This is a genomic window from Streptomyces sp. NPDC058284 (assembly GCF_042881135.1).
GTDB lineage: Bacteria > Actinomycetota > Actinomycetes > Streptomycetales > Streptomycetaceae > Streptomyces.
This window is the reverse complement of record NZ_JBHVYE010000037.1, coordinates 41,194-64,814: the sequence shown is the minus strand read 5'-3', so window position 1 is coordinate 64,814 and position 23,621 is coordinate 41,194. Positions and strand designations below refer to the sequence as shown.

The window sequence follows — 23,621 nt, the reverse complement described above, 5'->3', positions numbered from 1 at the left end:
CGAAGCCTCTGAGGTGACATCGAGAGGGGCTCCGGGCGACACAGAAGCCCGTACCCCTCAGTAGGGGTACGGGCCACTGGGTCCTTGGTCCCGATTACGGAGCGTCAGCTGCGCAGATGTGCCAGGGAGGCGCCCATAAGAGCGGCCCTTTCGGCGTTTCCGGGTACGTGCTCGAAGCCGAAGCCGAGCAGCACGCTGTCACGCGCTGTGACGGCCGCGTGGGACCGGTAGAGCTCCCCGGTACGCGCCCAGTCACCTGTGATATTGGGGCTGCCCGGCGGGGCCGGCGCGACGGCCCAGGAGCCGAGCGACGTCTCGAAGCCCTCGCTCTGGACGACGCTGCCGCCGACGACCAGCTGGGCGTTGTCCGCGAAGAGGCCGCGGCCTCCGGTGGAGGGGTCGGTGACGGAGCTGAGCGAGACCTCGACCTTCTTGCCCGCGTAGGCGCTCAGGTCGAAGGCGACGGGCTTCCAGCCGCCGGAGGAGCCGGTGAAGCTGTTCCATGCTCCGGTGGTGCCGGACGCCGTGCAGCTGTTGGCGCCGACCGTCAGGTAGTGGCGCAGGAACGGGTGGCCGTTGACGAAGAAGCCGGCCGCGCACTCGGCGGGGACGGCGGCGGACGAGTTGCCGTTCTTGTCGGGCAGCGTGGTCCAGTCGTCGGCGCCGGTGGTGTGCGCCTCCAGGAGGCCGTGGTCGTATCCGGCCTCCAGGTTCCAGTTGAGGGCGATGCGCAGTTCCGGCGCGTCGGCGGCGGTGACCCCGGTCAGGTCGATGGTGTGGGTGAGCCGCTTGTAGTCCTGGTCGGCGTGGGTGGCCGAGGCCATGCCCCGGCCCTCGAAGGGCGCGTACGGGTTGGCGAGGCCGGGGTAGGAGCCCGCCGCCGCGCTGGTGAACCGCGGGAACTGCTCGGCGGGCAGGTTGTCGGATGTGACGGTGAAGCGGCCCGCCTTGTCGAGCGGGTTGGTGCCGGCGGCGGCGAGCGGGGTCTTCACCCCCGCGAGAGCGCCTGCGCCCTCGAAACCGGTGGCGCCGGGCGCGGACAGGCGCTGGTAGGCGCCGAGGTAGTACTGCGCGAAGTCGTCCGTGAGCGCCTCGCCCAGGTCGACGTTGCCGCCGGTCCGCTCGCCGGACTCGATGAGCTTGCCGCCCTCGTTGAGGTAGTCGCGCAGGGCGAGTTGGGTGGGCGCGCCGGGGGCGGGGTCGCCGGTGTAGTGGACGACCGCGGAGAAGTGCGAGAGGACGCCGAGCGGGTGCGGCACGCCCTGTTTCGCGACGTCCCAGACGGCGGCGGAGCGGCCGTTGGCCTTGATGGCGTCGACGTACTTCTGTGTCTGGGTGGCCGTCGCGCCCTCCTCGGCGACGACGAGCGTGTTCGCCTTCGGGCGTTCGGCGACGGTGTACGTGAAGTGTTCGCTCTGCGTGCGGCCCTTCTTCGTACGGCCGGAGAACCACACCTCGACCTTGTCGCCCACGCGGGCGCCCTCGATCTTCGCGCGGTACTGGTCGAAGAGGAGGTTGTCCTTGCCGCCGTAGGTCTCGCCGCCCTTCCAGGGCTTGAGCTTCTCGTGGTGCGTACGTCCGCCGTCGATCCGGTAGTCGAGCTCCTTGCCGCGGACCGACTTGCGGGCGGTGACGGCGACCTCCTGGTCGCCTCCGCGCGCGTAGGAGGTGGTGAAGGCGTCGGGCGTGAAGTCAGGGGCCTTGATGCCGGTGACGGAGACGGGCTGGTCGGGGTGGAGCGCGGTCTCGGCGACGGCGAGCGCGAAGGGGACGTTCTTCGCGAACTCCTGCTGGATCAGCTTCTCGTCGTCGGGGAAGGTGAAGATGGAGGCGCAGTCCTCGGGCTTCCAGGCGTCGTTCGGGTCGATGTTCGACGCGGTCTGGCAGGTGGACATCTCCGGGGTGAACATCGAGATGCCGTTGACGTTGCCCGCGTGGCCGTCGGCTTCGCCGTTGGTGGTGTAGAGCTCGGAGGACACCTGCGGGTGGTAGCCGGGGACGGCGGGCTTCTCCGGGGTGCCGTTCAGCGCCCTGTAGAGCACGTCGTCGGGGGTCGGCGTGGCGACCTGCCAGCCCACTCCGTAGAGGAGCAGTTCGGCCGCCGAGTGGTAGTTGACGCCGTACGTGAAGCCGATGCGCTTCTCGAAGCGGTCGATGGCGGTGGTCTCGGGCTCGGACATCGGGCCCGTGCCGCGGTAGGTCTCGGAGGAGGAGGCGGGGGACGAGCCCTCGTTGTCGTAACCCCACTTGTAGGCGAAGTTGCGGTTGAGGTCGACGCCGTCGCCGGGCGCGATCTTTCCGTCGCCGTCGACGTCGCGGAGGTTCTTGCGCCACTGGCGGTCGCCGTCGGCGGCGTGGGTGAAGTCGTAGCCGTCGGGGTTGGCGGAGAGCACGAACCACAGCTCGGTGGAGTTCACGAGCCTGGTGACGCGCTTGTCCTTGCCGTAGTTGTCCAGGTAGTGGTGCATCAGGCGGCGGGTCATCTCGGGGGTGATCCACTCGCGCGCGTGCTGGTTGGACATGTAGAGCGTGGACGGTTTGGCGCCGTCCCTGGACTTCCCTGCGTCCTTGGAGACCTTCAGGGCGAGGATGTCCTGGCCCTTCAGGGTCTTGCCGATGGAGACGACCTTGGTGAGGCCGGGGTGCTCCTGCCCGGTCCTGACGATCTCCTCCTTGAGACCGCCCCGCCCGCCGTACGGCCGGTAGACGCCGTCCCCCGCGGCCTCGGTCCGCTGCCGCGCAGCCGCCGAGAGCTTGTGCTCGCTGAGTTCGACGCCCTGGCGCTCGATCGCCTTGGCCTGGCCCTTGGTCAGGTACAGCTCGACGCGCCCGGTGCCGTGCTCGGGCGTCTGCCCGGCGAGTTCCTGGGCGTCCTGGCCCGCTTCGACCAGGATGGGTATCTGCTTCTTGGTGATCTCTGCACGGTAGACCTGGACGGCCGACGGGTCGTCGGCCGTCGGCGCGCCGCCCGGCCCGCTCGCCTGGGCGTGCGGTGCGGCGGCGAGACCGCCGATGAGTAGGACGCCGGCCGCGAGAACCGATCTCGCGCTCGCTCTTCGCCTCATGAGCCCCCCTTGCGGTTGTCCGGCACGAATGTGCGGGATGCCAGGCTCGTGACCGTGCATGATCATGTCAATACAACGGGTGAAGGCGGGCGCCGTGGACATGCGAAAGCCGCCGGTGCCCGGTGGGACACCAGCGGCTTGCGGGGTGTATGAGGCCTGCGAGACCCGGCGTCAGACCGCCATGTTGTCCGCGAGCTCCTCGGTCAGATTGGACTCCGTACCCGGGATGCCGAGGTCCTGCGCCCGCTTGTCGGCCATGGCGAGGAGGCGGCGGATGCGGCCCGCGACGGCGTCCTTCGTCAGCGGCGGGTCGGCGAGCGCGCCCAGCTCCTCCAGGGAGGCCTGCTTGTGCTCCATGCGCAGGCGTCCCGCGGCGGCGAGGTGCTCCGGCACCTCGTCGGCGAGGATCTCCAGGGCGCGCTGCACCCGGGCGCCCGCGGCGACCGCCGCACGGGCCGAGCGGCGCAGGTTCGCGTCGTCGAAGTTGGCCAGGCGGTTGGCGGTCGCGCGCACCTCGCGGCGCATCCGCCGCTCCTCCCAGGCGAGCACCGACTCGTGCGCGCCGAGCCGGGTGAGCAGGGCGCCGATCGCGTCACCGTCGCGCACGACGACCCGGTCCACGCCGCGCACCTCGCGCGCCTTGCTGGCGATCTGCAGCCGACGGGCGGCGCCGACCAGTGCGAGCGCGGCCTCCGGACCCGGGCAGGTCACCTCGAGGGAGGAGGAGCGGCCGGGCTCGGTGAGCGAGCCGTGCGCGAGGAACGCCCCGCGCCAGGCCGCCTCCGCGTCGCAGGTGGCCCCCGAGACCACCTGCGGCGGCAGGCCGCGGATGGGGCGGCCGCGGCCGTCCACGAGGCCCGTCTGGCGGGCCAGCTGATCGCCGCCCGCGACCACCCGTACGACGTAACGCGAACCGCGCCGCAGGCCGCCGGGGGCCATCACGATCAGCTCCGAGCTGTGCCCGAAGATCTCCAGGATGTCCCGCTTGAGGCGGCGCGCCGCCATCGCGGTGTCCAGCTCCGCCTCGATCACGATGCGGCCGCTCACCAGGTGAAGGCCGCCCGCGAACCGCAGGATCGCCGAGACCTCTGCTTTTCTGCAGCAGGTCCGGGTGACGGGGAGCCGGGAGATCTCGTCCTTCACCGCTGCCGTCATCGCCATGGGCCGATCCTTCCATGCATCCGAAAAATACGGTCGTACGCGGCTGCCAGGAGCTCCGGGTCGTGCCGCGGAGTCCCGTCGGGCCGGGCCACAGGGGCCAGCTCGACCGTGGCGCCGAACCGCTTGGCGGCATCGGTGAGTGACTCACGGTCGGGCACGGCGGCCTCGTCGGCCAGCACCACGTCCAGGGCGAGTTTAGGGGCGTGTCGGGCCAAAACCTCCAAATGACGCTGCGGAGAGAAGCCTTCGGTTTCTCCCGGTTGCGGCGCGAGGTTGAGCGAGAGGATCTTGCGGGCCTTCGTCCCGGTCAGCGCGTCGAGCAGTTCGGGGACGAGCAGATGCGGGATCACCGAGGAGAACCAGGAGCCCGGGCCGAGCACCACCCAGTCCGCGTCGAGCACGGCGGCGACCGCCTCGGGGACGGCCGGCGGATCGTGCGGCACGACGTGCACGGACTGCACCTCGCCGGGGGTGAGGGCCACCGTGGCCTGGCCGCGGACCGTGTCCACGTCGTCGGGGCGCTCCGGGTCGTGGCCCCTGACCAGGGCCTGGAGCTCCAGCGGCACGGCCGACATGGGAAGGACCCGGCCTTGCGCGCCGAGCAGCCTGCCGACCAGGTCCAGGGCCTGGACGTGGTCGCCGAGCTGCTCCCACAGGGCGACGATCAGCAGATTGCCGACCGCGTGCTCGTGCAGGTCGCCCTTGGACTGGAAGCGGTGCTGGATGACGCGGGACCAGGTCTGGCCCCAGTCGTCGTCGCCGCAGAGCGCGGCGAGCGCCTTGCGCAGGTCACCGGGGGGCAGCACCCCGAGCTCGTCGCGAAGGCGGCCGCTCGAGCCGCCGTCGTCAGCGACCGTGACGACGGCGGTGAGGTCTCCGGCCCCGGTGATGCGGCGCAGCGCGGCCAGCGAGGCGGAGAGGCCCATGCCCCCGCCGAGCGCGACCACCTTCGGCTGGGTGCCCCGCTTGCGGCCCAGTCGGCTCAGGCGGACGGTCCGGCGGGTCGGCTTCACTCGCGCCCCATGTCCCGGTGGACGATGACGGTCTCCACGCCCTCGGCCGCCAGGCGCGCCGCGAGCTTCTCCGACATGGCGACGGAGCGGTGCTTGCCGCCCGTGCAGCCGACGGCGATCGTCACGTACCGCTTGCCCTCGCGGCGGTAGCCCGCGGCGATGAGCTGGAGCAGCTCGGCGTACCGGTCGAGGAACTCCTTGGCGCCGGGCTGGCTGAGCACGTACGCCGCGACCTCCTCGTTCTGGCCGGTGTACTGGCGCAGCTCGGGGACCCAGTGGGGGTTCGGCAGGAAGCGCATGTCCACGACCAGGTCGGCGTCGACCGGCAGGCCGTACTTGAAGCCGAACGACATGACGGTGGCCCGCAGCTCGGGCTCCTCCTCGCCCGCGAACGAGGCGTCCATCTTGGCGCGCAGCTCGTGGACGTTGAGGCTGGAGGTGTCGATGACCAGGTCGGCGTCGCCGCGCAGCTCGCGCAGCAGGTCGCGCTCGGCCGCGATGCCGTCGACGATGCGGCCGTCGCCCTGGAGGGGGTGCGGGCGGCGGACCGACTCGAAGCGGCGGACCAGGGCCTCGTCGGAGGACTCCAGGAAGACGATGCGCCGGGTGACGTTCTTCGACTCCAGCTCGGCGAGGGACTCGCGGAGGTTGTCGAAGAAGCGCCGGCCGCGGACGTCGACGACGACCGCGATCCGGGCGACGTTCCCCTGCGAGCGGGCGCCGAGCTCCACCATGGTGGGGATCAGCGCGGGCGGCAGGTTGTCGACCACGAACCAGCCGAGGTCCTCCAGGCACTTGGCGGCCGTGCTGCGTCCCGCGCCCGACATCCCGGAGATGATCACCAGCTCGGGGATGGCGGCGTCCGTGGCGCCCGGCGTCTCGATGGGCGTGCCCGCACTCACTTGCTGTTCACCTTCGTCGTGCTCGCTCATGTCTCCTGCCCCCGTCGTTCCTCCGAGGTGCCCGCGGACACGGGCTCCTCCTCTTCCATGATCTCTCCGGTCGCCGTGTTCACGGTGGGCGCGGCGGGTGCCGCCTGGGCGAGGGCCACGGCGACGGCCTCGGCCGTCTTGCGGCCCACGCCCGGGACCTCGCAGATCTGGTCGATTGTCGCGGATCGCAGCTTCTTCACCGAACCGAAGTGCTTGATCAGCGTCTGCTTGCGCGCGTCGCCGAGGCCCGGCACGGCGTCCAGCGGGCCCGCCCTGAAGCGCTTGGACCGCTTGTTGCGCTGGTAGGTGATGGCGAAGCGGTGGGCTTCGTCACGTACTCGCTGGAGGAGGTAGAGGCCCTCGCTGGTGCGCGGCAGGATCACCGGGTCGTCCTCGCCGGGGACCCAGACCTCCTCCAGGCGCTTGGCCAGGCCGCAGACCGCGATGTCGTCGATGCCGAGCTCGTCCAACGCCCGCTTGGCGGCCGCGACCTGCGGCTGGCCGCCGTCCACGACGACGAGCTGCGGCGGGTACGCGAACCGCTTGGGCCGCCCGTCCTCCTCTGTCGGGCCGAGTTCGGAGACCTCACCCGTCTCCTCGTCCACCCACTCCCCCGTCCGCTCCTTCTCCGCGAGATAGCGCCTGAAGCGGCGCGTGATCACCTCGTGCATGGAGCGGACGTCGTCCTGGCCCTCGAAGCCCTTGATCTGGAAGCGACGGTACTCGCTCTTCCTGGCGAGGCCGTCCTCGAAGACGACCATCGAGGCCACCACGTCGTCGCCCTGGAGGTGCGAGACGTCGTAGCACTCGACGCGCAGAGGCGCGCTGTCCAGCTCCAGGGCGGCGGCGATCTCCTCAAGGGCGCGGGAGCGGGTGGTGAGGTCGGAGGCGCGCTTGGTCTTGTGCAGGACGAGGGACTGCTGCGCGTTGCGCGCGACGGTCTCCATGAGGGCCTTCTTGTCGCCGCGCTGCGGGATGCGCAGCGAGACGGATCCGCCGCGGCGCTCGGTCAGCCACTCCTGGACCGGTCCTATGGGGTCGGGCAGCGCGGGGACGAGCACCTCCTTGGGCACGGCGTCGCCGCTCTCCTCGCCGTACAGCTGCTGGAGGGCGTGCTCGACGAGGTCGCCGCTGGTGACCGCCTCGACCTTGTCGGTGACCCAGCCGCGCTGTCCGCGCACGCGTCCGCCCCGGACGTGGAAGATCTGGACGGCGGCCTCGAGCTCGTCCTCGGCGAGGGCGATGAGGTCGGCGTCGGTGGCGTCGGCGAGGACGACGGCGCTCTTGGCCATCGCCTTCTTCAGGGCCTCGATGTCGTCGCGCAGGCGCGCCGCCCGCTCGTACTCCATCTCCTCGGCGGCTGTCGCCATCTGCCGCTCAAGGCGGCGGATGTACGTACCGGTGCGGCCGGCCATGAAGTCGCAGAAGTCCTCGGCGAGTTCGCGGTGGACGTCGGCGGTGACGCGCTCCACACAGGGCGCCGAGCACTTGCCGATGTAGCCGAGGAGGCAGGGGCGGCCGGTGCGGGCGGCGTTCTTGAACACGCCCGCGGAACAGGTGCGTACGGGGAAGGCGCGCAGCAGAAGGTCCACGGTGTCGCGGATCGCCCAGGCGTGGCCGTACGGGCCGAAGTAGCGGACGCCCTTCTTCTTGGCGCCGCGCATCACCTGCACGCGCGGGAACTGCTCGTTCATCGTGACCGCGAGGTACGGATAGCTCTTGTCGTCGCGGTACTTGACGTTGAACCGGGGGTCGAACTCCTTGATCCAGGTGTACTCCAGCTGGAGCGCCTCGACCTCGTTGGAGACCACCGTCCACTCCACGGAGGCGGCCGTCGTCACCATGGAGCGGGTGCGCGGGTGCAGGCCGGCCAGGTCCTGGAAGTAGTTGGCCAGGCGCTGGCGCAGGCTCTTGGCCTTCCCGACGTAGATCACCCGGCGGTGCTCGTCGCGGAATTTGTAGACCCCCGGGGCGTCGGGGATCTGTCCCGGCTTGGGGCGGTAGCTGGAAGGGTCGGCCATGTCGGACAGCCTACTGGCGGGTGCTGACAGTGCGGGTCAGTGTCCGGTTCCGCCGGTGCGGACGGTGATCACGTCGCCCGGTGCCAGCCGGTCGTGGACGGTACGGGCGTCTTCGGTGCGCAGGCCGATCCAGCCCTTGGTGACGTCCAGCTGTCCCGGCGCCTTCTCGTTGTAGGTCAGAGCGACGACGTAGTTGGTGGCGCCGTCCGGGGTGCGCAGCTCGACGACCCACGGCAGTGTCAGGTCGTACTTTTCGAGGCCCACGTTCTGGGCCTTCATGCGCAGCTCGGGGTAGGTGGCGACGACCGTCATCCGGCCGGTCGGCGTGGGGTGTCGCGCGGTGCCCGCCGAGACGGGCAGTTCCCGGCCGCCGAGCGTCATCCGGTGCCGGGAGAGGTCGACCACGGCGGCGGGCCCGCGGGCGCCCCGGGTGGCGGGCGGGGCCGGGGTCCGGTGCGGGCCGTCGTCGCCGGAGCCGGTGAGGAGCCCGGCCACGACGGTGACGGCGACCGCCGCCGTGGCGAGGGCCGCGCCCGCGACGGCGGTACGGCGCCGGCGGCCGCGCGCGGCGGCGCGGCGGCGGATCTCCGCGCCCGGTACGGGAGGGGGCGTGCGGTGGTCGGCCGCGAGGTCGTGCAGCGCGGACGTCAGGTCATCGGACACGGCCACTCCCCTTCGCGCTCGGCTCGTCGCCGTCGGCCCGCGGGCCCGCGCCTTCGCCGGGCCGCTCGGCGGACAGCTGTGCGGCGAGCGCCGCACGGCCGCGCGACAGGCGGGCCTTGACGGTCCCGACGGGCGAGCCGGTCTCGGAGGCTACCTGCTCCACACTCAGGTCGCACAGATGGTGCAGCACGACGGCGGTGCGCTGCGCCTCCGGGAGGGTGCGCAGCGCCTGGACCAGGGCGGTGTGCTCGGGCCCCGGGCCGGGGACGCGGTCGGTCGGCGGGTTTCTGCGCACGAGGTCGAGCCAGCGCCTCGCACGGCGCCAGCGGCTTACCGCCAGGCGCATGGCGACGGTGCGGATCCATGCCTCGGGGGCCTCGTCCGCGAGGAAGGTCCCGCGGCGGTCCCAAGCGCGGACGAACGCCTCCTGGACGACGTCCTGCGCCTCGCCGTGATCGCCGGTCAGCGCGTACAACTGGCCCACCAGACGCGGAAAGGCGGCGGCGTAGAACGCGTCGAACTCGTCCTCCGTCATGCCCCCGCGCCCCCGCCGGATCACCCGATCTGAAAATTCCGCACCTCGTGTGCAACCCGCCGCCTCGCCCGTGCGTACAGGTGCCGTACATCGAAACACAGCTCAGGGGGGACTCATGACCACAGGGATGACGATGAGGCGCGCCACGCGCGCGTGGAGCGCGGCGGCGCTCTGTTCGCTCGCACTCGCGGGCTGCTCGGCAGAGGGCGGGGCGGACGACGGGAAGGCGTCCGTACCGGGACCGGGGCCGACCGCGGCGGACCGTGCGTCGTCCGCGCGGCAGAAGCCCGTGGAGAGGACCGTCCCGGATCCCGCGGCCCTCAACGGGGTGCGTATCAACGTCCAGGACGGACAGACCGTCGGTGTCGGCATGCCGGTGTCGCTGACCTTCGACCGTCCGGTGCCTGCCGTGGAACGGGCGGCCGTCGAGCGGCGCCTGAAGGTGGAGGCGGATCCCGGCGTGACGGGATCGTGGAGCTGGGTCAAGGACCGCAACCTGCACGACGGGCAGCGCGTCGACTACCGGCCCAGCGAGCCGTGGAATCCCGGCACGAAGGTCACCGTCCGGGCGGGCGCCGGGACCACCCGGACGTTCCAGGTGGGCCGTTCGCTCGTCGCCACCGTGGACGTGCGCACCCACACCATGACGGTGGTGAAGGACGGCAGGACCCGCGAGGTGAAGGTCACCGCGGGCGCCCCGGGCATGGACACCTGGAACGGCACGATGGTCGTCCTCGACAAGCAGTCCCGGGTGCTCATGGACTCGCGGACGGTGGGCTACGGGAAGGCGTACAAGGACTACTACAACTTCGCGGTGCACCTGACGGCTTCGGGCACCTACCTGCACGAGAACCCGAACGCGAACGCCACCGCGGGCGAGCGCAACGTCACGCACGGCTGCATAGGCCTGGCGACCGACGGGAGCGCGCGGCGCTTCTACGCGGAGGTGATCCCCGGTGACATCGTGCGGGTCGTCGGCTCCAAGGAGACCGTGGACGCGGGCAACGGCTACGGCGACTGGAACGTCGGCTGGAAGCAGTGGCGGGCGGGCAGCGCACTGAGCTGACGGGCGGGCGGCGCGACCGGTGGGCGGCAGTGCGGGCGGGGTGCGGAGGGGCGGCCGGCGGTGCGGGCGGGGTGCGGAGGGGCGGTCGGCGTTCCGGCCGCCCCTCCGCCGGGTCAGCCCTCCCGCCGGTGGGCGCGGCGCCGCAGGAGCGCCGTCCCGGAGAGGCCGAGGGCGACCAGGGCGCCCGCGCCTGCCAGCGACGAGGCGACCGTGACCGGGCCCTGGTCGGACGGCTGCCCCGCCCGGGGGCTCGCGTCCTCGTAGCCGCCGGCCTTGCCCGACTTCTCGTACGCCGAGCCCGGCAGCTTGTCGCCGTACGCCTTCTGTACGCGCTTGCGGTAGGCGGCGACGGAGGTCCCTTCGGCCCCGACCGCGCGCACCGCGTCCTTGTCGAGCGGCAGCACGCGCGCGTGGGCCTCGTCCTGGACATACCAGGCGTTGATCTGCGGCTCGTGGAAGACGGTGCCTCCGGGGACCTTCTGCGCGCCCACGCGCGCGTAGTGGGTCTCGTCGTCCCCGGTGGCGATGTTCACGACCCGCCAGGAGTCGCCCTGCTCGACGGTCCAGAGGGAGGCCTCCTGGCCGTCGGACGAGACCGCCTTGCTGGCGAGGAACTGCAGGCGGGCGACGGGCGCGCCCTTCTTGCCCGCGACGAAGTCCGCCGAGAGGTAGTAGACGGGCACCGCCTTGCCCTCGACCCGCGGGTCGGCCGCGGCCTTGGTGACCGCGCCCTCCCGCGCGAAGAAGCGGGAGAGCGTGTCGAGGGTCTTCGGTGCCTCCGCCGCCCGGTGCGCGGCGGCGCGGGAGGCGGCGGAGGGCGCCGCGGGGCCGGAGTCGGCGGAGGCGGCCGGGGCCACGAGGCCGAGGAGCAGGGTGGCCGCCGTACCCGCGAGCGCGGCCCTGCCCAGGTGGCGGGGAAGGTGACGGGTCATCGCTCTCACGCCCCTATCCGGTAGAGCGAGTGGGTCCAGGAGAAGGTGTTGTTGTCGATGTACCAGTCGTGCGAGGCCCAGTTGTAGCGGTCGTTGGAGGGCCAGGGATCGCCCCAGTAGACCCAGCTGCTGGCGTCGTCGTAGCCGTAGAGGACGTGCATGTGCCCGCCGCCGTTGGACCACTGGATGCGGGTCTCGACCGGGCGGCCCGCGTCGATCTCGGCCTTCACGGTCGGGTAGCGCAGCCACCCGGTGACGTACGAGCCGGGGTTGATGCCCGCCCAGCGCAGGCCGCTCTGCACATTGCCGAGGGTGGCCTGGTTGTTGGGGCACTCGGTGTTCTGGCTGCGCCCGAAGGCGGCGTTGCAGAACTGGTTCTGGCTGTAGTTGCGGCCCAGATAGGTCGCGATGGTGTTGCCGCCGGCGGCCCAGCACCAGTTGGTCTTCTGCTGCGACTGCATGGTGATGTTCAGCCGCTTGGCGGCGAGGACGGACGGGTCGGCGGCGGTGGTGATGCCTGCGGTGCTCGCCGTGCGGGCCTCGGGCGCGGCCGACGTGGCGGGGGTGGTGGTGGACGGAGCCGCCGTGGCCGTGGCCACGGGTGCGGCGAAGAGGGCCGCCGTGACGACGGCGAGAGTGGAGAGGAGTCTCCGTCTGCCGGCGCCGCTGCTCCTGAGGTGGGGTGTGCGCATCGCGTTCCTCCCGTGCGGGGTGGGGTGTGGAGGAGCGCGTCCGGACGCTGCGATTGAGCATCGAGTGTTGTCGGGTGCAGGTCAACACGCTTCAATGCGGAATTACTTGGGCCGTGAACGGCGGCGTACGGATGTGAACATCGCCCGCGCGCCCACCTGGCAGCCCGCCCCCACCGGCGCGAACGCCGGAACGGCAGAAGTGAACGTTCACAGAAGGAGTCCGCTTTGCGGTACGGCACACGACTCGCGGACGAGCGGAACGAGCAGCACGCGGAGCCCGCGGGGACCACGGACCACGAAGAGCCGGTGGAGCTGGTGGCCGCCCTGCGCACCGGCCCCTTCCACCTCGCGCTGCGCACCGCGATCGCCGCACGCCGCCTGCCCCTGCAGCGCATACGCCACCACCTGACCATGCAGGGCGTCAACGTCGGCGTGACGAGCCTGAGTTACTGGCAGCAGGGCGCCCGCCGCCCCCAGCGCCCCGAGTCCCTGCGCGCCGTACGCGCCCTGGAGGAGATCCTGCGGCTCCCCGAGGAGTCGCTGATCCGGCTGCTCGTCCAGCCCACCGAGCGCGCCGACCGTGTCAGGCCCGCCGCCCGCTCCTACCGCTCCCTGGTGGAGGCCTCCGACGTGCTGCGCTCGCTCCTGGCGGAGCTGGGCTCACCGGTCGACGGCGGCCTGCACACCATCGGCCACCACGAGCGGGTGCGGATCGGCGCGCTCCGCCAGTTGGTCGGCCGCGAGTCGCAGCACGTCGTGCGCGCCCACCGGGACGGCGTGGACCGCTATGTGGCCATCCACCACGGTGACCCCGGATGCGCCCCCGACCGGGTCCGCGTGCGCGCCCTGGAGAACTGCCGTACGGGCCGTGTGCGATGGCACCAGGGCACCGGCGTGCTCGTCGCCGAGCTGCTCTTCGACGCGCGGCTGCGCGCGGGCGACACCCATCTGTTCGGCTACGGCTTCGAGGACGGCACGGCCGGTCCTGCCAGCGAGTACCTGCGCGGCTTCACCTACGCGGGCGGCCAGTACGCGCTGCAGATCCGCTACGACGAGGCGGCCCTGCCCGTACGCTGCCACCGCTTCGCACAGCACTCGGCCGCGGCCCCGCGCGGCGGCAGGCAGGAGCTGACCCTGAGCGGCAGCCACCGCTCGGTGCATCTCGTCGAGCCGCAGGTGCGGGCGGGGATCCTGGGGATCGCGTGGGACTGGGAGTGATCCGGGGCGGCCGAGCCGCTGGGAGGGCAGGGCCTGTGTCAGAAGGGAGGGCAGGACCTGCGTCAGAAGGCCCTACGCCTTCTTCTCCGGGCCCGCGATGATCCTGCCGTTCGCCACCTTCACCGGCAGCTCGGCGAGCGGCTCGACGGCCGGCTCGTGCAGCACCTTGCCGTTGGTGGCGTCGAACTGACTGCCGTGGCACTGGCAGATCAGCTTGTGCCCCTCCAGATGGCTGATCGGGCACCGCGCGTGGGTGCAGATCGTGCTGAACGCCTTGTACTCGTCGTCGGAGATCCGGCTGACCACGACGTTCCGGTCCGTGTACAGCTTCGAGGCGCCCACCTTCACGTCGTCGGACTTCCCGAGCTCCACCGGCTCGGTCGGCGCCGACCGGTTCGAGCCGTCGCCGCCGGACGAGCAGGCGGTGAGCCCGAGACCGACGGCCGGGGCGAGGGCGGCGGCCCGCAGCACGGTGCGGCGGGCGTGGGGCGTGCCGGACATGGTGTCTCCACAGGTCAGGGGCGTCGGTGACGGATCAGACCATACCGGTGCGGAGCGCCGCGACCGGGTCGGGCACGAGCGCGCCCGAGTACTGCCCGCTTCCGCCCGCGGCCGCGCGTACGGCCTAGCCTGACGGGGACGCCGAGCCCGCTCCGAATCCCGCGCCCGAGAGGAACCGCCCGTGATAGTCGTCGCAGGAGAGGCCCTGATCGACCTCGTTCCGCAGGGGACGGACGGCGGCGCGGGACTGCCCGCGCTCGCGCCGCGCCTCGGCGGCGGCCCGTACAACACCGCCGTGGCGCTCGGGCGGCTCGGCGCTCCGGTCGCCTTCTGCTCGCGCGTCTCGCGGGACGCCTTCGGCGAGGCGCTGCTCGACGGGTTGCGGGCGGCCGGTGTCGACGTATCGCCCGTGCGGCGCGGCCCGGAACCCACGACGCTCGCCGTCGCCTCGATCGGCGCGGACGGCTCGGCCGGGTACTCCTTCTACGTCGAGGGCACGGCCGACCGGCTCTTCGAGGCCCCGGCCCGGCTCCCCGACGGCGTACGCGCGATGTCGTTCGGCACCTGTTCACTCGTCCTCGAGCCGGGCGCGAGCGCGTACGAGGAGCTGATGCGCAGCGCGGCGGGGCGCGGTGTGTTCACCGCGCTCGATCCGAACATCCGGGCGGGCCTGATCCCCGACGCGGACGCCTACCGGGCGCGGTTCAAGAGCTGGCTGCCGTCGGTCTCGCTGCTCAAGCTGTCGCGGGAGGACGCCGACTGGCTCGGCGGCACGCCGCACGAGTGGCTGTCCGCGGGGCCCGCGGCCGTGGTGGTCACGCACGGCGGGGACGGTCTGGCGCTGTACACGCGGGACGGCGTGGAGCTGCGGGTGCCCGGAGAAGCGGTCGACGTGGTGGACACGATCGGCGCGGGCGACACCGTCAACGCGGCGCTGCTGCACGGGCTCCACGAGCGGGACGCGCTGTCCGCACGGGCGCTGGCGGGGCTGGGCGGCGAGGGCTGGACCGACGTGCTGCGGTTCGCGGCGCGGGCGGCGGCTCTCACCTGCTCACGGGCGGGCGCGGAGCCGCCTTACGCGGCGGAACTGGGCTGAGGAGCGGGGGCTGCCGGGGGGGGGCTGCCGGGAGGGCTTACGGGCCCCGGGCGCTCGGCGCGGTGGTCAGCGGTCCCTGTACGCCCCGTGGCGGCCCGCTCCCGCGACGAAGCGCGCCGCGCCCTTGGCCGCGTCGGCCAGGGAGCGCAGGCCGTGGCTCAACTCGACCGCCATGGCCTCCTGTTCGGGCAGCCCGCTCTGTTCGAGCAGGGCGAGCCTGTCGTGCCGCAGGCAGGTCTGCGGGAACGCGGCGATCTCGGCGGCCAGCCGCTCGGCCGCGGCGCGCGAGGTGCCGGTGGGCACGGTGCGGCTGACCAGGCCCATGGCGAGCGCCTCCGCGGCGCCGACGGGACGGCCGGTCAGGATCAGGTCAAGGGCGCGGCCCTCGCCGATCAGCCGGGGCAGCCGTACCGTCCCGCCGTCGATGAGCGGGACGCCCCAGCGGCGGCAGAACACCCCGAGGACGGCGTCCTCCTCGGCGACGCGCAGGTCGCACCAGAGGGCCAGTTCGAGGCCGCCCGCGACGGCGTGGCCGGAGATCGCCGCGATCACCGGCTTGGAGAGCCGCATCCGGGTGGGGCCCATGGGGCCGTCGCCGTCCTCGGCCACCTCGTTCCCGTCGGGACCGCCGATGGCCTTGAGGTCCGCTCCCGCGCAGAAGGTGCCGCCCTCGCCCCACAGGACGGCGACGGCGGCGCCCGGGTCGGCGTCGAAGGCACGGAAGGCGTCGGCGAGGGCGCGGGCGGTGGGCCCGTCGACGGCGTTCCGCGCGGCGGGGCGGCACAGCACGATGGTGGTGACGGGGCCTGCGCGTTCGCTGCGTACCGGCATGGGGCAAGCCGACCACGGGGCGGCGCGGCGGGCAAGGGGGTTCGGGACGGCGGTCACCGCATGCGCCGTCGGCTCCCCCGCGTACGCGAAAGCGCCCCGCCCCCCGGTGAGGGGCGGGGCGCTTTTCGCCGGGCGCGCTCCGGGGCTCGGGGCTCCGGGGCTCGGGGCTCCGGGGCTCCCGGCCCGTGGCGGTCAGGCCTTGCGGGTCCGCGCCGTCTTCTTGGCTGCGGCCTTCTTCGGAGCAGCCGTCTTCTTGGTGGCGGCCGTCTTCTTCGGAGCAGCCGCCTTCTTGGCGGGGGCGGCGTCCGTCCTGGCCGTCGCCGTCCGCTTCGTGGCCGTGGCGCTCGCGGCCACCGTCTTCTTGGCGGCTGACTTCCTGGCGGGAGCCTTCCGGGCGGCGGCCTTCTTGGCCGGCCGTCCCCGCGAGGGCACCGCGTCGCTGATCCGGTCCGCCGAGATGATGTCCCGCAGGAACTTGCCGGTGTGGCTGGCCGGCACCCCTGCGACCTCTTCGGGCGTGCCCTCGGCGACGACCAGACCGCCGCCGTTGCCGCCCTCGGGGCCCATGTCGACGACCCAGTCCGCGGTCTTGATGACGTCGAGGTTGTGCTCGATGACGATGACCGTGTTGCCCTTGTCGACCAGTCCGGAGAGGACCGTGATCAGCTTGCTGATGTCCTCGAAGTGCAGACCGGTGGTCGGCTCGTCCAGGACGTACACGGTCCGGCCGGTCGACCGCTTCTGGAGCTCGGAGGCCAGCTTGACGCGCTGGGCCTCGCCTCCGGAGAGCGTCGGCGCGGACTGGCCGAGGCGTACGTACCCCAGGCCGACGTCGTTGAGCGTCCTCAGGTGCCGGGCGATGGCGGGCACCGCCTCGAAGAAGTCGAGCGCCTCCTCGATCGGCATGTCGAGGACCTCGGCGATGGACTTGCCCTTGTAGTGCACGTCCAGCGTCTCGCGGTTGTAGCGCGCGCCGTGGCAGACCTCGCACGGGACGTACACGTCCGGCAGGAAGTTCATCTCGATCTTGATCGTGCCGTCGCCGGAGCAGTTCTCGCAGCGGCCGCCCTTGACGTTGAAGGAGAAGCGGCCGGGCAGATAGCCCCGGACCTTCGCCTCCGTCGTCTCGGCGAAGAGCCTGCGGACGTGGTCGAAGACTCCGGTGTACGTCGCCGGGTTCGAGCGCGGGGTGCGGCCGATGGGCGACTGGTCGACGTGCACGACCTTGTCGACCAGGTCGTCGCCGTCCACGCGCGTGTGCCTGCCGGGGACGGAACGGGCGCCGTTCAGCTCGCGGGCCAGGTGCGTGTAGAGGATGTCGTTGACCAGGGTCGACTTGCCCGAGCCCGAGACACCCGTGACGGCGGTGAGGACGCCGAGCGGGAAGGAGACGTCGATGTCCTGGAGGTTGTTCTCGCGGGCGCCGTGCACCGTGAGCTGCCGAGCGGGGTCGGCGGGGCGGCGCACGTCCGGGATCGGGATGGACCGCTTGCCCGACAGGTACTGCCCGGTGATCGACTTGTCGTTGGCGAGCAGTTCCTTCATGGAGCCGCTGTGCACGACCTTGCCGCCGTGCTCGCCCGCGCCGGGACCGATGTCGACGACCCAGTCGGCGACCTTGATGGTGTCCTCGTCGTGCTCGACGACGATGAGGGTGTTGCCCATGTCGCGCAGGCGGACGAGGGTCTCGATCAGGCGGTGGTTGTCGCGCTGGTGGAGGCCGATGGACGGCTCGTCCAGGACGTAGAGCACGCCGACCAGGCCGGAGCCGATCTGGGTGGCCAGGCGGATGCGCTGGGCCTCGCCTCCGGAGAGGGTGCCCGCGGCGCGGTTCAGCGAGAGGTAGTCGAGGCCGACGTCGACCAGGAACCGCAGCCGTTCATTGACCTCCTTGAGGACCCGCTCGGCGATCTTCTTGTCGCGGGCGCCCAGCTTCAGCTGGGCGAGGAAGTCCGCGCAGTCGCTGATGGACATCGCGGAGACCTCGGCGATCGACTTCCCCATGACCGAGACGGCCAGGACGATCGGCTTGAGGCGGGTGCCCTCACAGGTGGGGCAGGGCACCTCGCGCATGTAGCCCTCGAAGCGCTCGCGGCTGGCGTCGCTCTCGGCCTCGCTGTGGCGGCGCTTGACGAAGGGGACGGCGCCCTCGAAGGCGGTGGTGTAGACCCGCTCGCGGCCGTACCGGTTCCTGTAGCGCACCTCGATCTGTGTCTTGTGGCCGTTGAGCAGGGCCTTCTTGGCGCGCTGCGGGAGTCCGGCCCAGGGCATGTCGGTGGCGAAGCCGAGGGCGTCGGCGAGGGCTCCCACGAGCCGGCCGAAGTATTCCTTGGTGTGGCCGTGCGACCAGGGGTGGATGGCGCCCTCGTCGAGCGACTTGTCCTCGTCCGGGACGATCAGCTCCGGGTCGACCTCCATGCGCGTGCCGATGCCGGTGCAGTCGGGGCAGGCGCCGAAGGGCGAGTTGAAGGAGAAGGAGCGGGGCTCGAGCTCCTCGAAGGACAGGTCGTCGTACGGGCAGTAGAGGTGCTCCGAGTACATGCGCTCGCGCTCGGGGTCGTCCTCGGCGAGGTCGACGAAGTCGAGGACGACCATGCCTCCGGAGAGGCCGAGGGCGGTCTCCACCGAGTCGGTCAGACGACGCTTGGCGGAGTCCTTCACCGTGAGGCGGTCGACGACGACCTCGATGGTGTGCTTCTCCTGCTTCTTGAGCGTGGGCGGCTCGGAGAGCTGGATCGTCTCGCCGTCGACCCGCGCGCGGGAGTACCCCTTCGTCTGGAGGTCGGCGAAGAGGTCGACGAACTCGCCCTTGCGCTCGCGCACCAGCGGCGAAAGGACCTGGAAGCGGCTGCCCTCGGGCAGCTCGAGGACCTTGTCGACGATGGCCTGCGGGGACTGCCGCGAGATGGGGCGGCCGCACTCGGGGCAGTGCGGCTTGCCGATGCGCGCGAAGAGCAGGCGCAGGTAGTCGTAGACCTCGGTGATGGTGCCGACCGTCGAGCGCGGGTTGCGCGAGGTCGACTTCTGGTCGATGGAGACCGCGGGCGAGAGGCCCTCGATGAAGTCGACGTCGGGCTTGTCCATCTGGCCGAGGAACTGCCGGGCGTACGAGGAGAGGGACTCCACGTACCGCCGCTGGCCCTCGGCGAAGATCGTGTCGAACGCGAGCGAGGACTTGCCCGACCCGGAGAGTCCGGTGAAGACGATGAGGGAGTCGCGCGGGAGGTCGAGCGAGACGTTCTTGAGATTGTGCTCGCGCGCGCCACGGACGATGAGACGGTCGGCCACGCCGGTCCGCACCTTTCTAGAGAGAAGTGACGAGGGGCAGAACCCCCGTCGTTCACAGACTAGGGCGAGCCACTGACAACGCCGGGCTGCTTCCCTGGTTCCGTATGCACAACAAACCGGGACCTTCAAGAATGCCCGATGCCACCCTCGACCATATAGGACGTACATTCGATTTGCGGCCTGTCCTGATGTCTTCACTCGAACGTGTGACCCAGCTATCGTCGGGCCCATGATTGATCATGTGCGCGACCTGGCGTCTGTACGTGACGCGACGGAGCGGCTGCTCAGCGCAGCCGCCGAACTGCCCGGCACTTCGATCGCCGAGCCGTCACGGCTGCCCGGCTGGACCCGTGGCCATGTCCTCGCCCACCTCGCCCGAAACGCGGACGCGCTGGTGAACGTCCTGGCCGGCCGACCCATGTACAGCAGCGCGCAGGCGCGGGACGCGGACATCGAGCGGGACGCGCCGCGGTCGCTGACCGAGCAGCTGGACGACATGAGGGAGAGCGCGGCGCGCTTCGCGGCCGTGGGAGCGAAGCCCGCCGACTGGTCCCGCACCGTGGAGCTGCGCAACGGCGTCACGGACTCGGCGTCGAACGTGCCGTTCCGCCGCTGGATCGAGGTCGAGCTGCACCACGTCGACCTGGGGATCGGGTACGAGCTGGAGGACCTGTCCGAGGAGTTCACGCAGCGGGAGATCAACTTCCTCACCGCCCGGTTCCGCAACGCTCCGGGCCTGCCCGCGGTGGCGATCAGGCAGGACGACGGCCGGGTACTGGCCACGGGCGCCGTGGAAGGTGTCACCGAAGAGCAGATCAGGGGCGGCTGGAAACCCTCATGGGACGTCACTGTGAGCGGCCGGCAGGCCGACCTCCTCGGCTGGCTCTGCGGCCGTCGTGACGGCTCCGCACTCTCGGCCGAAGGCGGCCCCCTGCCCGCCCTGCCGCCGCTATAGGCTGACGCACATGACGTACAGCGGAGCGGTGAAGGTCGGCGGACCCGCGGATGTGCACGAGCTGCCGGACCTGATGATTTCGAAGGTCGCGGTCGGGCCGATGGACAACAACGCCTACCTGCTGCGCTGCCGGGCCACCGGCGAGCAGCTGCTGATCGACGCGGCGAACGACGCCGAGACACTGCTGACGCTGATCGGTGACGACGGCATCGCGTCCGTCGTCACCACGCATCAGCACGGAGACCACTGGCAGGCCCTGGCCGCCGTCGTGGCGGCCACCGGTGCGCGGACGTACGCGGGCCGCGAGGACGCCGAGGGCATCCCCGTCCCCACGGACGTCCTGGTGGACGACGGCGACACGGTCACGGTCGGCCGGATCACCCTGACCGCACGCCACCTGGTGGGCCACACCCCCGGCTCCATCGCGCTCGTCTACGACGACCCGCACGGGCACCCGCACGTGTTCACCGGCGACTGCCTCTTCCCGGGCGGCGTCGGCAACACCTGGAAGGATCCGAACGCCTTCGCGAGCCTCATCGACGACGTGGAGACGAAGATCTTCGGGACGCTGCCGGACGAGACGTGGGTCTACCCGGGCCACGGCGGCGACACGACGCTCGGCGCCGAGCGGCCGCACCTCACCGAGTGGCGCGCGCGGGGCTGGTGAGACCCGGGAGTACCGACCCGGGAGTACTGGGGGTACGCGTCACGCGCCCGCGGCGACCAGCGCCGCCACCCGCTCCACCGCGAACGCGTACCCCTGCACCCCGCATCCCGCGATGACGCCGTCGGCGCGCTGCGACACGTAGCTGTGGTGCCGGAACGCCTCGCGCTGGTGGATGTTGGAGATGTGCACCTCCAGCACCGGCATCCCGTCACAGGTGTTGAGGGCGTCCAGGATCGCGACGGACGTGTGCGAGTAGGCCGCGGGGTTGATGACGATGCCCGCGTGGTGCTCGCGCGCCTCGTGGATCCAGTCGACCAACTCGCCCTCGTGGTTGCTCTGCCGCAGGTCCACGGTGCCGCCGTGCGCGGCGGCGGCCGCGGCGCAGAGGGCCTCGACGTCGGCGAGCGTGTCGGTGCCGTAGATCTCGGGCTGGCGCCGGCCGAGGAGGTTCAGGTTCGGGCCGTTCAGGATCATGATCGGGGCGGTGGCGAGGCTGCGCGTCATACCGGAGGTCTATCACGCGCCCCGGACACCACCGAAGGGCCCCCGTGGCCTTGCTAGGGGTTGATCGCCAGCTCCAGGTAGGCCGCGAAAAGGACCAGGTGGACGCCGCCCTGCAGCGGTGTGGCACGCCCCGGCACGACCGTGAGCGTGCCGACGACCACCGTGAGGACGAGCAGCACCATGTGGGTAGCGCCGAGGCCGAGCACGAGCGGCCCGGAGAGCCATACGGAGGCGACGGCGACGGCCGGGATGGTCAGTCCGATGCTGGCCATCGCCGAGCCGAGGGCGAGGTTCAGGCTGGTCTGCACGCGGTCGCGGCGGGTGGCACGCACGGCCGCGATCGTTTCGGGAAGCAGTACGAGGAGCGCGATGATCACGCCGACCACGGCGTGCGGCATGCCGGCGCTCTCCACGCCCGACTCGATCGTCGGTGAGACGCCCTTGGCGAGGCCGACCACGCCGATCAGGGCGAGGGCGAGCAGCCCGAGGCTGATCAGTGCGTCGCGGGCCGTGGGGCCCTCGGCGTGGCCGTCCGCGTCGATGACGTCGCCCTCCCGGGTGAGGGGCAGGAAGTAGTCGCGGTGGCGGACGGTCTGGGTCGTCACGAAGAGCCCGTACAGGATGAGCGCGGCGATCGCGGCGAAGGTGAGCTGTGCGGTGGAGAACTCCGGGCCCGGCTTGGTGGTGGTGAACGTCGGCAGGACCAGGCAGAGCGTGGCCAGGGTGGCGACGGTCGCGAGGGCGGCCCCGGTGCCCTCGGGGTTGAACACGGCGGTTCGATGGCGCAGCGCGCCCGCCAGGAGGCAGAGTCCGACGATGCCGTTGCAGGTGATCATCACGGCGGCGAAGACGGTGTCCCGCGCGAGGGTGGCGCTCTTGTCGCCGCCGTCGGCCATGAGGGTGACGATGAGCGCCACCTCGATGATGGTCACCGCGACCGCGAGGACGAGTGAGCCGAAGGGTTCACCGACGCGGTGGGCGATCACCTCGGCGTGGTGGACAGCGGCGAGCACCGCTCCGGCGAGGATCAGCGTCACCAGGGCGACGAGGGCGCCCGGCAGATCGCGCCCCCAGGTGAGCGCGAGAAGAACGATCGCGAGGACCGGCACCACGGCCGTCCACTGCATGCCGAGCGCCCGGAGCCGAGTGACCATGACTCGATGCTGCCCCGGGCGCTCGGGTGCCGCTACTCGGTGGCCGCCGCCGGTGCCCGGCGGCGGCTGTGAGCGACTGTCAAAGACGGGCTGTCAGGCCTCGATGCTGTCCTTGCGCGCGGCGTCGGCGTCCTCGGCCGCCGCCTGCTGCTCCTGCTTCTTCGAGGCGATGAGGCTGGTGATCGTCGTGATCACCAGGACACCGCAGATGACGCCGAGCGAGACCGGGATGGAGATCTCGGGGACGTGCACCCCGTTCTCGTGCAGGGCGTGCAGGACGAGCTTCACGCCGATGAAGCCGAGGATCACCGACAGGCCGTAGCTGAGGTGGACCAGCTTCCTGAGCAGTCCGCCGATGAGGAAGTACAGCTGCCGCAGGCCCATCAGGGCGAAGGCGTTGGCGGTGAAGACGATGTACGGGTCCTGGGTGAGGCCGAAGATCGCCGGGATGGAGTCCATCGCGAAGAGCACGTCGGTGGTGCCGATGGCGAGCATGACGACCATGAGCGGCGTCATGATCTTCTTGCCGTTCTTCCTGATGAACAGCTTCGTGCCCTCGTACCGGTCGGAGACGCCGAACTTCTTCTCGATGGACTTCAGGAGGCGGTTCTCCTCGAACTCCTCCTCCTCGTCGTCGGAGCGTGCCTCCTGGATGAGCTTCCAGGCGGTGTAGATCAGGAACGCGCCGAAGATGTAGAAGACCCAGGAGAAGTTGGCGATGACCGCGGCGCCCGCGGCGATGAAGATCGCTCGCAGGACCAGGGCTATCAGGACACCGAACAGGAGCACGCGCTGCTGGAGGTGCGAGGGCACCGAGAACTTCGCCATGATCAGGATGAAGACGAAGAGGTTGTCGACGGAGAGCGACTTCTCGGTGATGAAGCCGGCGAAGAACTCGCCGGACGCCTGGCTCTCGCCCGCGACCAGCAGGCCCACGCCGAAGAGCGCCGCGAGGACGATCCAGACGACCGTCCAGATTCCGGCTTCCTTGATCGATACGTCGTGGGGCTTGCGCCCGATGAAGAAGTCGACCGCGATCAGGGCACACAGACCGAGAACGGTCGTCACCCACATGGCCATTGATACGTCCACTGCGCCTCCGGCGTCGTACGGCTACTGATCAGCGTCGTCGCTGCCGGAGGTCTCTTCCACCCGAGGCGGTCTCCGCCGTGAATCGGGCCGACGCCCCGGGACCGATGGCGGTCCGTATTGACGGGTACGTCGCAGCCGGGAGTACTCCCCTCCGCTGACAGAAGCCTACGCGAAACACCAAGGTTTGGTAAAGGGGTCGGCAAACAAGAACCAAAAGACCAGGTCAGGGGAGGAG

The 23,621-nt window shown here is 71.4% G+C and carries 20 protein-coding genes; 5 read left to right on the top strand and 15 right to left on the bottom strand.

From position 1 onward, the window contains the following. Positions 1-104: 104 nt before the first annotated feature. The 7 genes from ACFVYR_RS34240 to ACFVYR_RS34210 form a co-directional block, all read right to left on the bottom strand. Positions 105-3,065, bottom strand: coding sequence for a M14 family zinc carboxypeptidase (locus ACFVYR_RS34240; RefSeq protein WP_384258710.1), 2,961 nt, complete (start codon positions 3,063-3,065; stop codon positions 105-107). Positions 3,066-3,236: 171 nt separating this feature from the next. Further along, the gene (gene whiA / locus ACFVYR_RS34235) at positions 3,237-4,226 is read right to left on the bottom strand and encodes a DNA-binding protein WhiA (protein WP_384258708.1); all 990 of its coding nucleotides are present in this window, start codon (positions 4,224-4,226) and stop codon (positions 3,237-3,239) included. Next, positions 4,217-5,239 (bottom strand): uridine diphosphate-N-acetylglucosamine-binding protein YvcK, encoded by a 1,023-nt coding sequence (gene yvcK, locus ACFVYR_RS34230; protein WP_384258703.1) that lies wholly within the window; start codon positions 5,237-5,239, stop codon positions 4,217-4,219. Before yvcK ends, whiA begins: the two co-directional genes overlap by 10 nt. Continuing rightward, positions 5,236-6,171 carry an RNase adapter RapZ gene (gene rapZ, locus ACFVYR_RS34225; RefSeq protein ID WP_384258701.1) on the bottom strand — a complete coding sequence of 312 codons (936 nt, stop codon included), beginning with the start codon at positions 6,169-6,171 and terminating at the stop codon, positions 5,236-5,238. The genes yvcK and rapZ overlap by 4 nt, the downstream gene beginning before the upstream one ends. Next, positions 6,168-8,192, bottom strand: coding sequence for an excinuclease ABC subunit UvrC (gene uvrC / locus ACFVYR_RS34220; protein WP_384258698.1), 2,025 nt, complete (start codon positions 8,190-8,192; stop codon positions 6,168-6,170). Before uvrC ends, rapZ begins: the two co-directional genes overlap by 4 nt. 36 nt (positions 8,193-8,228) lie before the next feature. Further along, the gene (locus tag ACFVYR_RS34215; protein WP_384258696.1) at positions 8,229-8,855 is read right to left on the bottom strand and encodes a L,D-transpeptidase; all 627 of its coding nucleotides are present in this window, start codon (positions 8,853-8,855) and stop codon (positions 8,229-8,231) included. Next, positions 8,845-9,390 carry a SigE family RNA polymerase sigma factor gene (locus ACFVYR_RS34210; protein ID WP_384258694.1) on the bottom strand — a complete coding sequence of 182 codons (546 nt, stop codon included), beginning with the start codon at positions 9,388-9,390 and terminating at the stop codon, positions 8,845-8,847. Before ACFVYR_RS34210 ends, ACFVYR_RS34215 begins: the two co-directional genes overlap by 11 nt. A 115-nt stretch (positions 9,391-9,505) precedes the next feature. Between ACFVYR_RS34210 and ACFVYR_RS34205 the strand changes: the two genes are divergently transcribed. Beyond that, positions 9,506-10,456, top strand: a complete 951-nt coding sequence (locus tag ACFVYR_RS34205; RefSeq protein ID WP_384258692.1) for a L,D-transpeptidase — start codon at positions 9,506-9,508, stop codon at positions 10,454-10,456. A gap of 113 nt (positions 10,457-10,569) precedes the next feature. On the opposite strand, the gene ACFVYR_RS34200 is transcribed toward ACFVYR_RS34205, so the two are convergent. Both ACFVYR_RS34200 and ACFVYR_RS34195 read right to left on the bottom strand, forming a co-directional pair. Then, the gene (locus ACFVYR_RS34200; protein WP_384258690.1) at positions 10,570-11,388 is read right to left on the bottom strand and encodes a hypothetical protein; all 819 of its coding nucleotides are present in this window, start codon (positions 11,386-11,388) and stop codon (positions 10,570-10,572) included. A 5-nt stretch (positions 11,389-11,393) separates the two neighbouring features. Continuing rightward, positions 11,394-12,080, bottom strand: a complete 687-nt coding sequence (locus ACFVYR_RS34195) for a papain-like cysteine protease family protein (RefSeq protein WP_384258688.1) — start codon at positions 12,078-12,080, stop codon at positions 11,394-11,396. A 306-nt stretch (positions 12,081-12,386) separates the two neighbouring features. On the opposite strand from ACFVYR_RS34195, the gene ACFVYR_RS34190 reads away from it, so the two are divergent. Then, positions 12,387-13,298, top strand: a complete 912-nt coding sequence (locus tag ACFVYR_RS34190; protein WP_384258736.1) for a hypothetical protein — start codon at positions 12,387-12,389, stop codon at positions 13,296-13,298. A 72-nt stretch (positions 13,299-13,370) separates the two neighbouring features. On the opposite strand, the gene ACFVYR_RS34185 is transcribed toward ACFVYR_RS34190, so the two are convergent. After that, positions 13,371-13,799 (bottom strand): Rieske 2Fe-2S domain-containing protein, encoded by a 429-nt coding sequence (locus ACFVYR_RS34185; protein ID WP_384258685.1) that lies wholly within the window; start codon positions 13,797-13,799, stop codon positions 13,371-13,373. A gap of 181 nt (positions 13,800-13,980) precedes the next feature. On the opposite strand from ACFVYR_RS34185, the gene ACFVYR_RS34180 reads away from it, so the two are divergent. Further along, positions 13,981-14,895: a carbohydrate kinase gene (locus ACFVYR_RS34180; protein WP_384258683.1), complete on the top strand. Its 915-nt coding sequence runs from the start codon at positions 13,981-13,983 to the stop codon at positions 14,893-14,895. A 66-nt stretch (positions 14,896-14,961) separates the two neighbouring features. Here the strand turns inward: ACFVYR_RS34180 and ACFVYR_RS34175 are convergent, their stop codons facing one another. Together ACFVYR_RS34175 and uvrA are read right to left on the bottom strand one after the other, a co-directional pair. Then, the gene (locus tag ACFVYR_RS34175; protein ID WP_384258681.1) at positions 14,962-15,726 is read right to left on the bottom strand and encodes a crotonase/enoyl-CoA hydratase family protein; all 765 of its coding nucleotides are present in this window, start codon (positions 15,724-15,726) and stop codon (positions 14,962-14,964) included. A gap of 192 nt (positions 15,727-15,918) precedes the next feature. Then, complete coding sequence (gene uvrA / locus ACFVYR_RS34170; protein ID WP_384258678.1) at positions 15,919-19,014, bottom strand: excinuclease ABC subunit UvrA; 3,096 nt, start codon at positions 19,012-19,014, stop codon at positions 15,919-15,921. Positions 19,015-19,243: 229 nt separating this feature from the next. On the opposite strand from uvrA, the gene ACFVYR_RS34165 reads away from it, so the two are divergent. Both ACFVYR_RS34165 and ACFVYR_RS34160 read left to right on the top strand, forming a co-directional pair. Beyond that, on the top strand, positions 19,244-19,969 hold the full coding sequence (locus tag ACFVYR_RS34165; protein ID WP_384258676.1) for a maleylpyruvate isomerase family mycothiol-dependent enzyme: 726 nt from the start codon (positions 19,244-19,246) through the stop codon (positions 19,967-19,969). A gap of 10 nt (positions 19,970-19,979) precedes the next feature. Then, complete coding sequence (locus ACFVYR_RS34160) at positions 19,980-20,636, top strand: MBL fold metallo-hydrolase (protein WP_384258674.1); 657 nt, start codon at positions 19,980-19,982, stop codon at positions 20,634-20,636. Between the two features lie 39 nt (positions 20,637-20,675). Here ACFVYR_RS34160 and aroQ read toward each other — a convergent pair whose 3' ends face one another. The 3 genes from aroQ to ACFVYR_RS34145 all read right to left on the bottom strand — a co-directional run bounded on the left by aroQ (position 20,676) and on the right by ACFVYR_RS34145 (position 23,374). Beyond that, positions 20,676-21,140, bottom strand: a complete 465-nt coding sequence (gene aroQ / locus ACFVYR_RS34155; RefSeq protein ID WP_384258671.1) for a type II 3-dehydroquinate dehydratase — start codon at positions 21,138-21,140, stop codon at positions 20,676-20,678. Between the two features lie 53 nt (positions 21,141-21,193). Beyond that, the gene (locus ACFVYR_RS34150) at positions 21,194-22,294 is read right to left on the bottom strand and encodes a calcium:proton antiporter (protein WP_384258669.1); all 1,101 of its coding nucleotides are present in this window, start codon (positions 22,292-22,294) and stop codon (positions 21,194-21,196) included. 93 nt (positions 22,295-22,387) lie between these two features. Continuing rightward, the gene (locus ACFVYR_RS34145) at positions 22,388-23,374 is read right to left on the bottom strand and encodes a TerC family protein (protein WP_384258734.1); all 987 of its coding nucleotides are present in this window, start codon (positions 23,372-23,374) and stop codon (positions 22,388-22,390) included. Positions 23,375-23,621 lie beyond the last annotated feature (247 nt).

What these genes read in the sequence shown, in the direction of transcription:
- ACFVYR_RS34240 (WP_384258710.1), bottom strand. Translation starts at nt 3,065, where the DNA reads ATGAGGCGAAGAGCGAGCGCGAGATCGGTTCTCGCGGCCGGCGTCCTA.
- whiA (WP_384258708.1), bottom strand. Translation starts at nt 4,226, where the DNA reads ATGGCGATGACGGCAGCGGTGAAGGACGAGATCTCCCGGCTCCCCGTC.
- rapZ (WP_384258701.1), bottom strand. Translation starts at nt 6,171, where the DNA reads ATGAGCGAGCACGACGAAGGTGAACAGCAAGTGAGTGCGGGCACGCCC.
- uvrC (WP_384258698.1), bottom strand. Translation starts at nt 8,192, where the DNA reads ATGGCCGACCCTTCCAGCTACCGCCCCAAGCCGGGACAGATCCCCGAC.
- ACFVYR_RS34210 (WP_384258694.1), bottom strand. Translation starts at nt 9,390, where the DNA reads ATGACGGAGGACGAGTTCGACGCGTTCTACGCCGCCGCCTTTCCGCGT.
- ACFVYR_RS34205 (WP_384258692.1), top strand. Translation starts at nt 9,506, where the DNA reads ATGACCACAGGGATGACGATGAGGCGCGCCACGCGCGCGTGGAGCGCG.
- ACFVYR_RS34200 (WP_384258690.1), bottom strand. Translation starts at nt 11,388, where the DNA reads ATGACCCGTCACCTTCCCCGCCACCTGGGCAGGGCCGCGCTCGCGGGT.
- ACFVYR_RS34195 (WP_384258688.1), bottom strand. Translation starts at nt 12,080, where the DNA reads ATGCGCACACCCCACCTCAGGAGCAGCGGCGCCGGCAGACGGAGACTC.
- ACFVYR_RS34185 (WP_384258685.1), bottom strand. Translation starts at nt 13,799, where the DNA reads ATGTCCGGCACGCCCCACGCCCGCCGCACCGTGCTGCGGGCCGCCGCC.
- ACFVYR_RS34175 (WP_384258681.1), bottom strand. Translation starts at nt 15,726, where the DNA reads ATGCCGGTACGCAGCGAACGCGCAGGCCCCGTCACCACCATCGTGCTG.
- ACFVYR_RS34165 (WP_384258676.1), top strand. Translation starts at nt 19,244, where the DNA reads ATGATTGATCATGTGCGCGACCTGGCGTCTGTACGTGACGCGACGGAG.
- ACFVYR_RS34160 (WP_384258674.1), top strand. Translation starts at nt 19,980, where the DNA reads ATGACGTACAGCGGAGCGGTGAAGGTCGGCGGACCCGCGGATGTGCAC.
- aroQ (WP_384258671.1), bottom strand. Translation starts at nt 21,140, where the DNA reads ATGACGCGCAGCCTCGCCACCGCCCCGATCATGATCCTGAACGGCCCG.
- ACFVYR_RS34150 (WP_384258669.1), bottom strand. Translation starts at nt 22,294, where the DNA reads ATGGTCACTCGGCTCCGGGCGCTCGGCATGCAGTGGACGGCCGTGGTG.
- ACFVYR_RS34145 (WP_384258734.1), bottom strand. Translation starts at nt 23,374, where the DNA reads ATGGCCATGTGGGTGACGACCGTTCTCGGTCTGTGTGCCCTGATCGCG.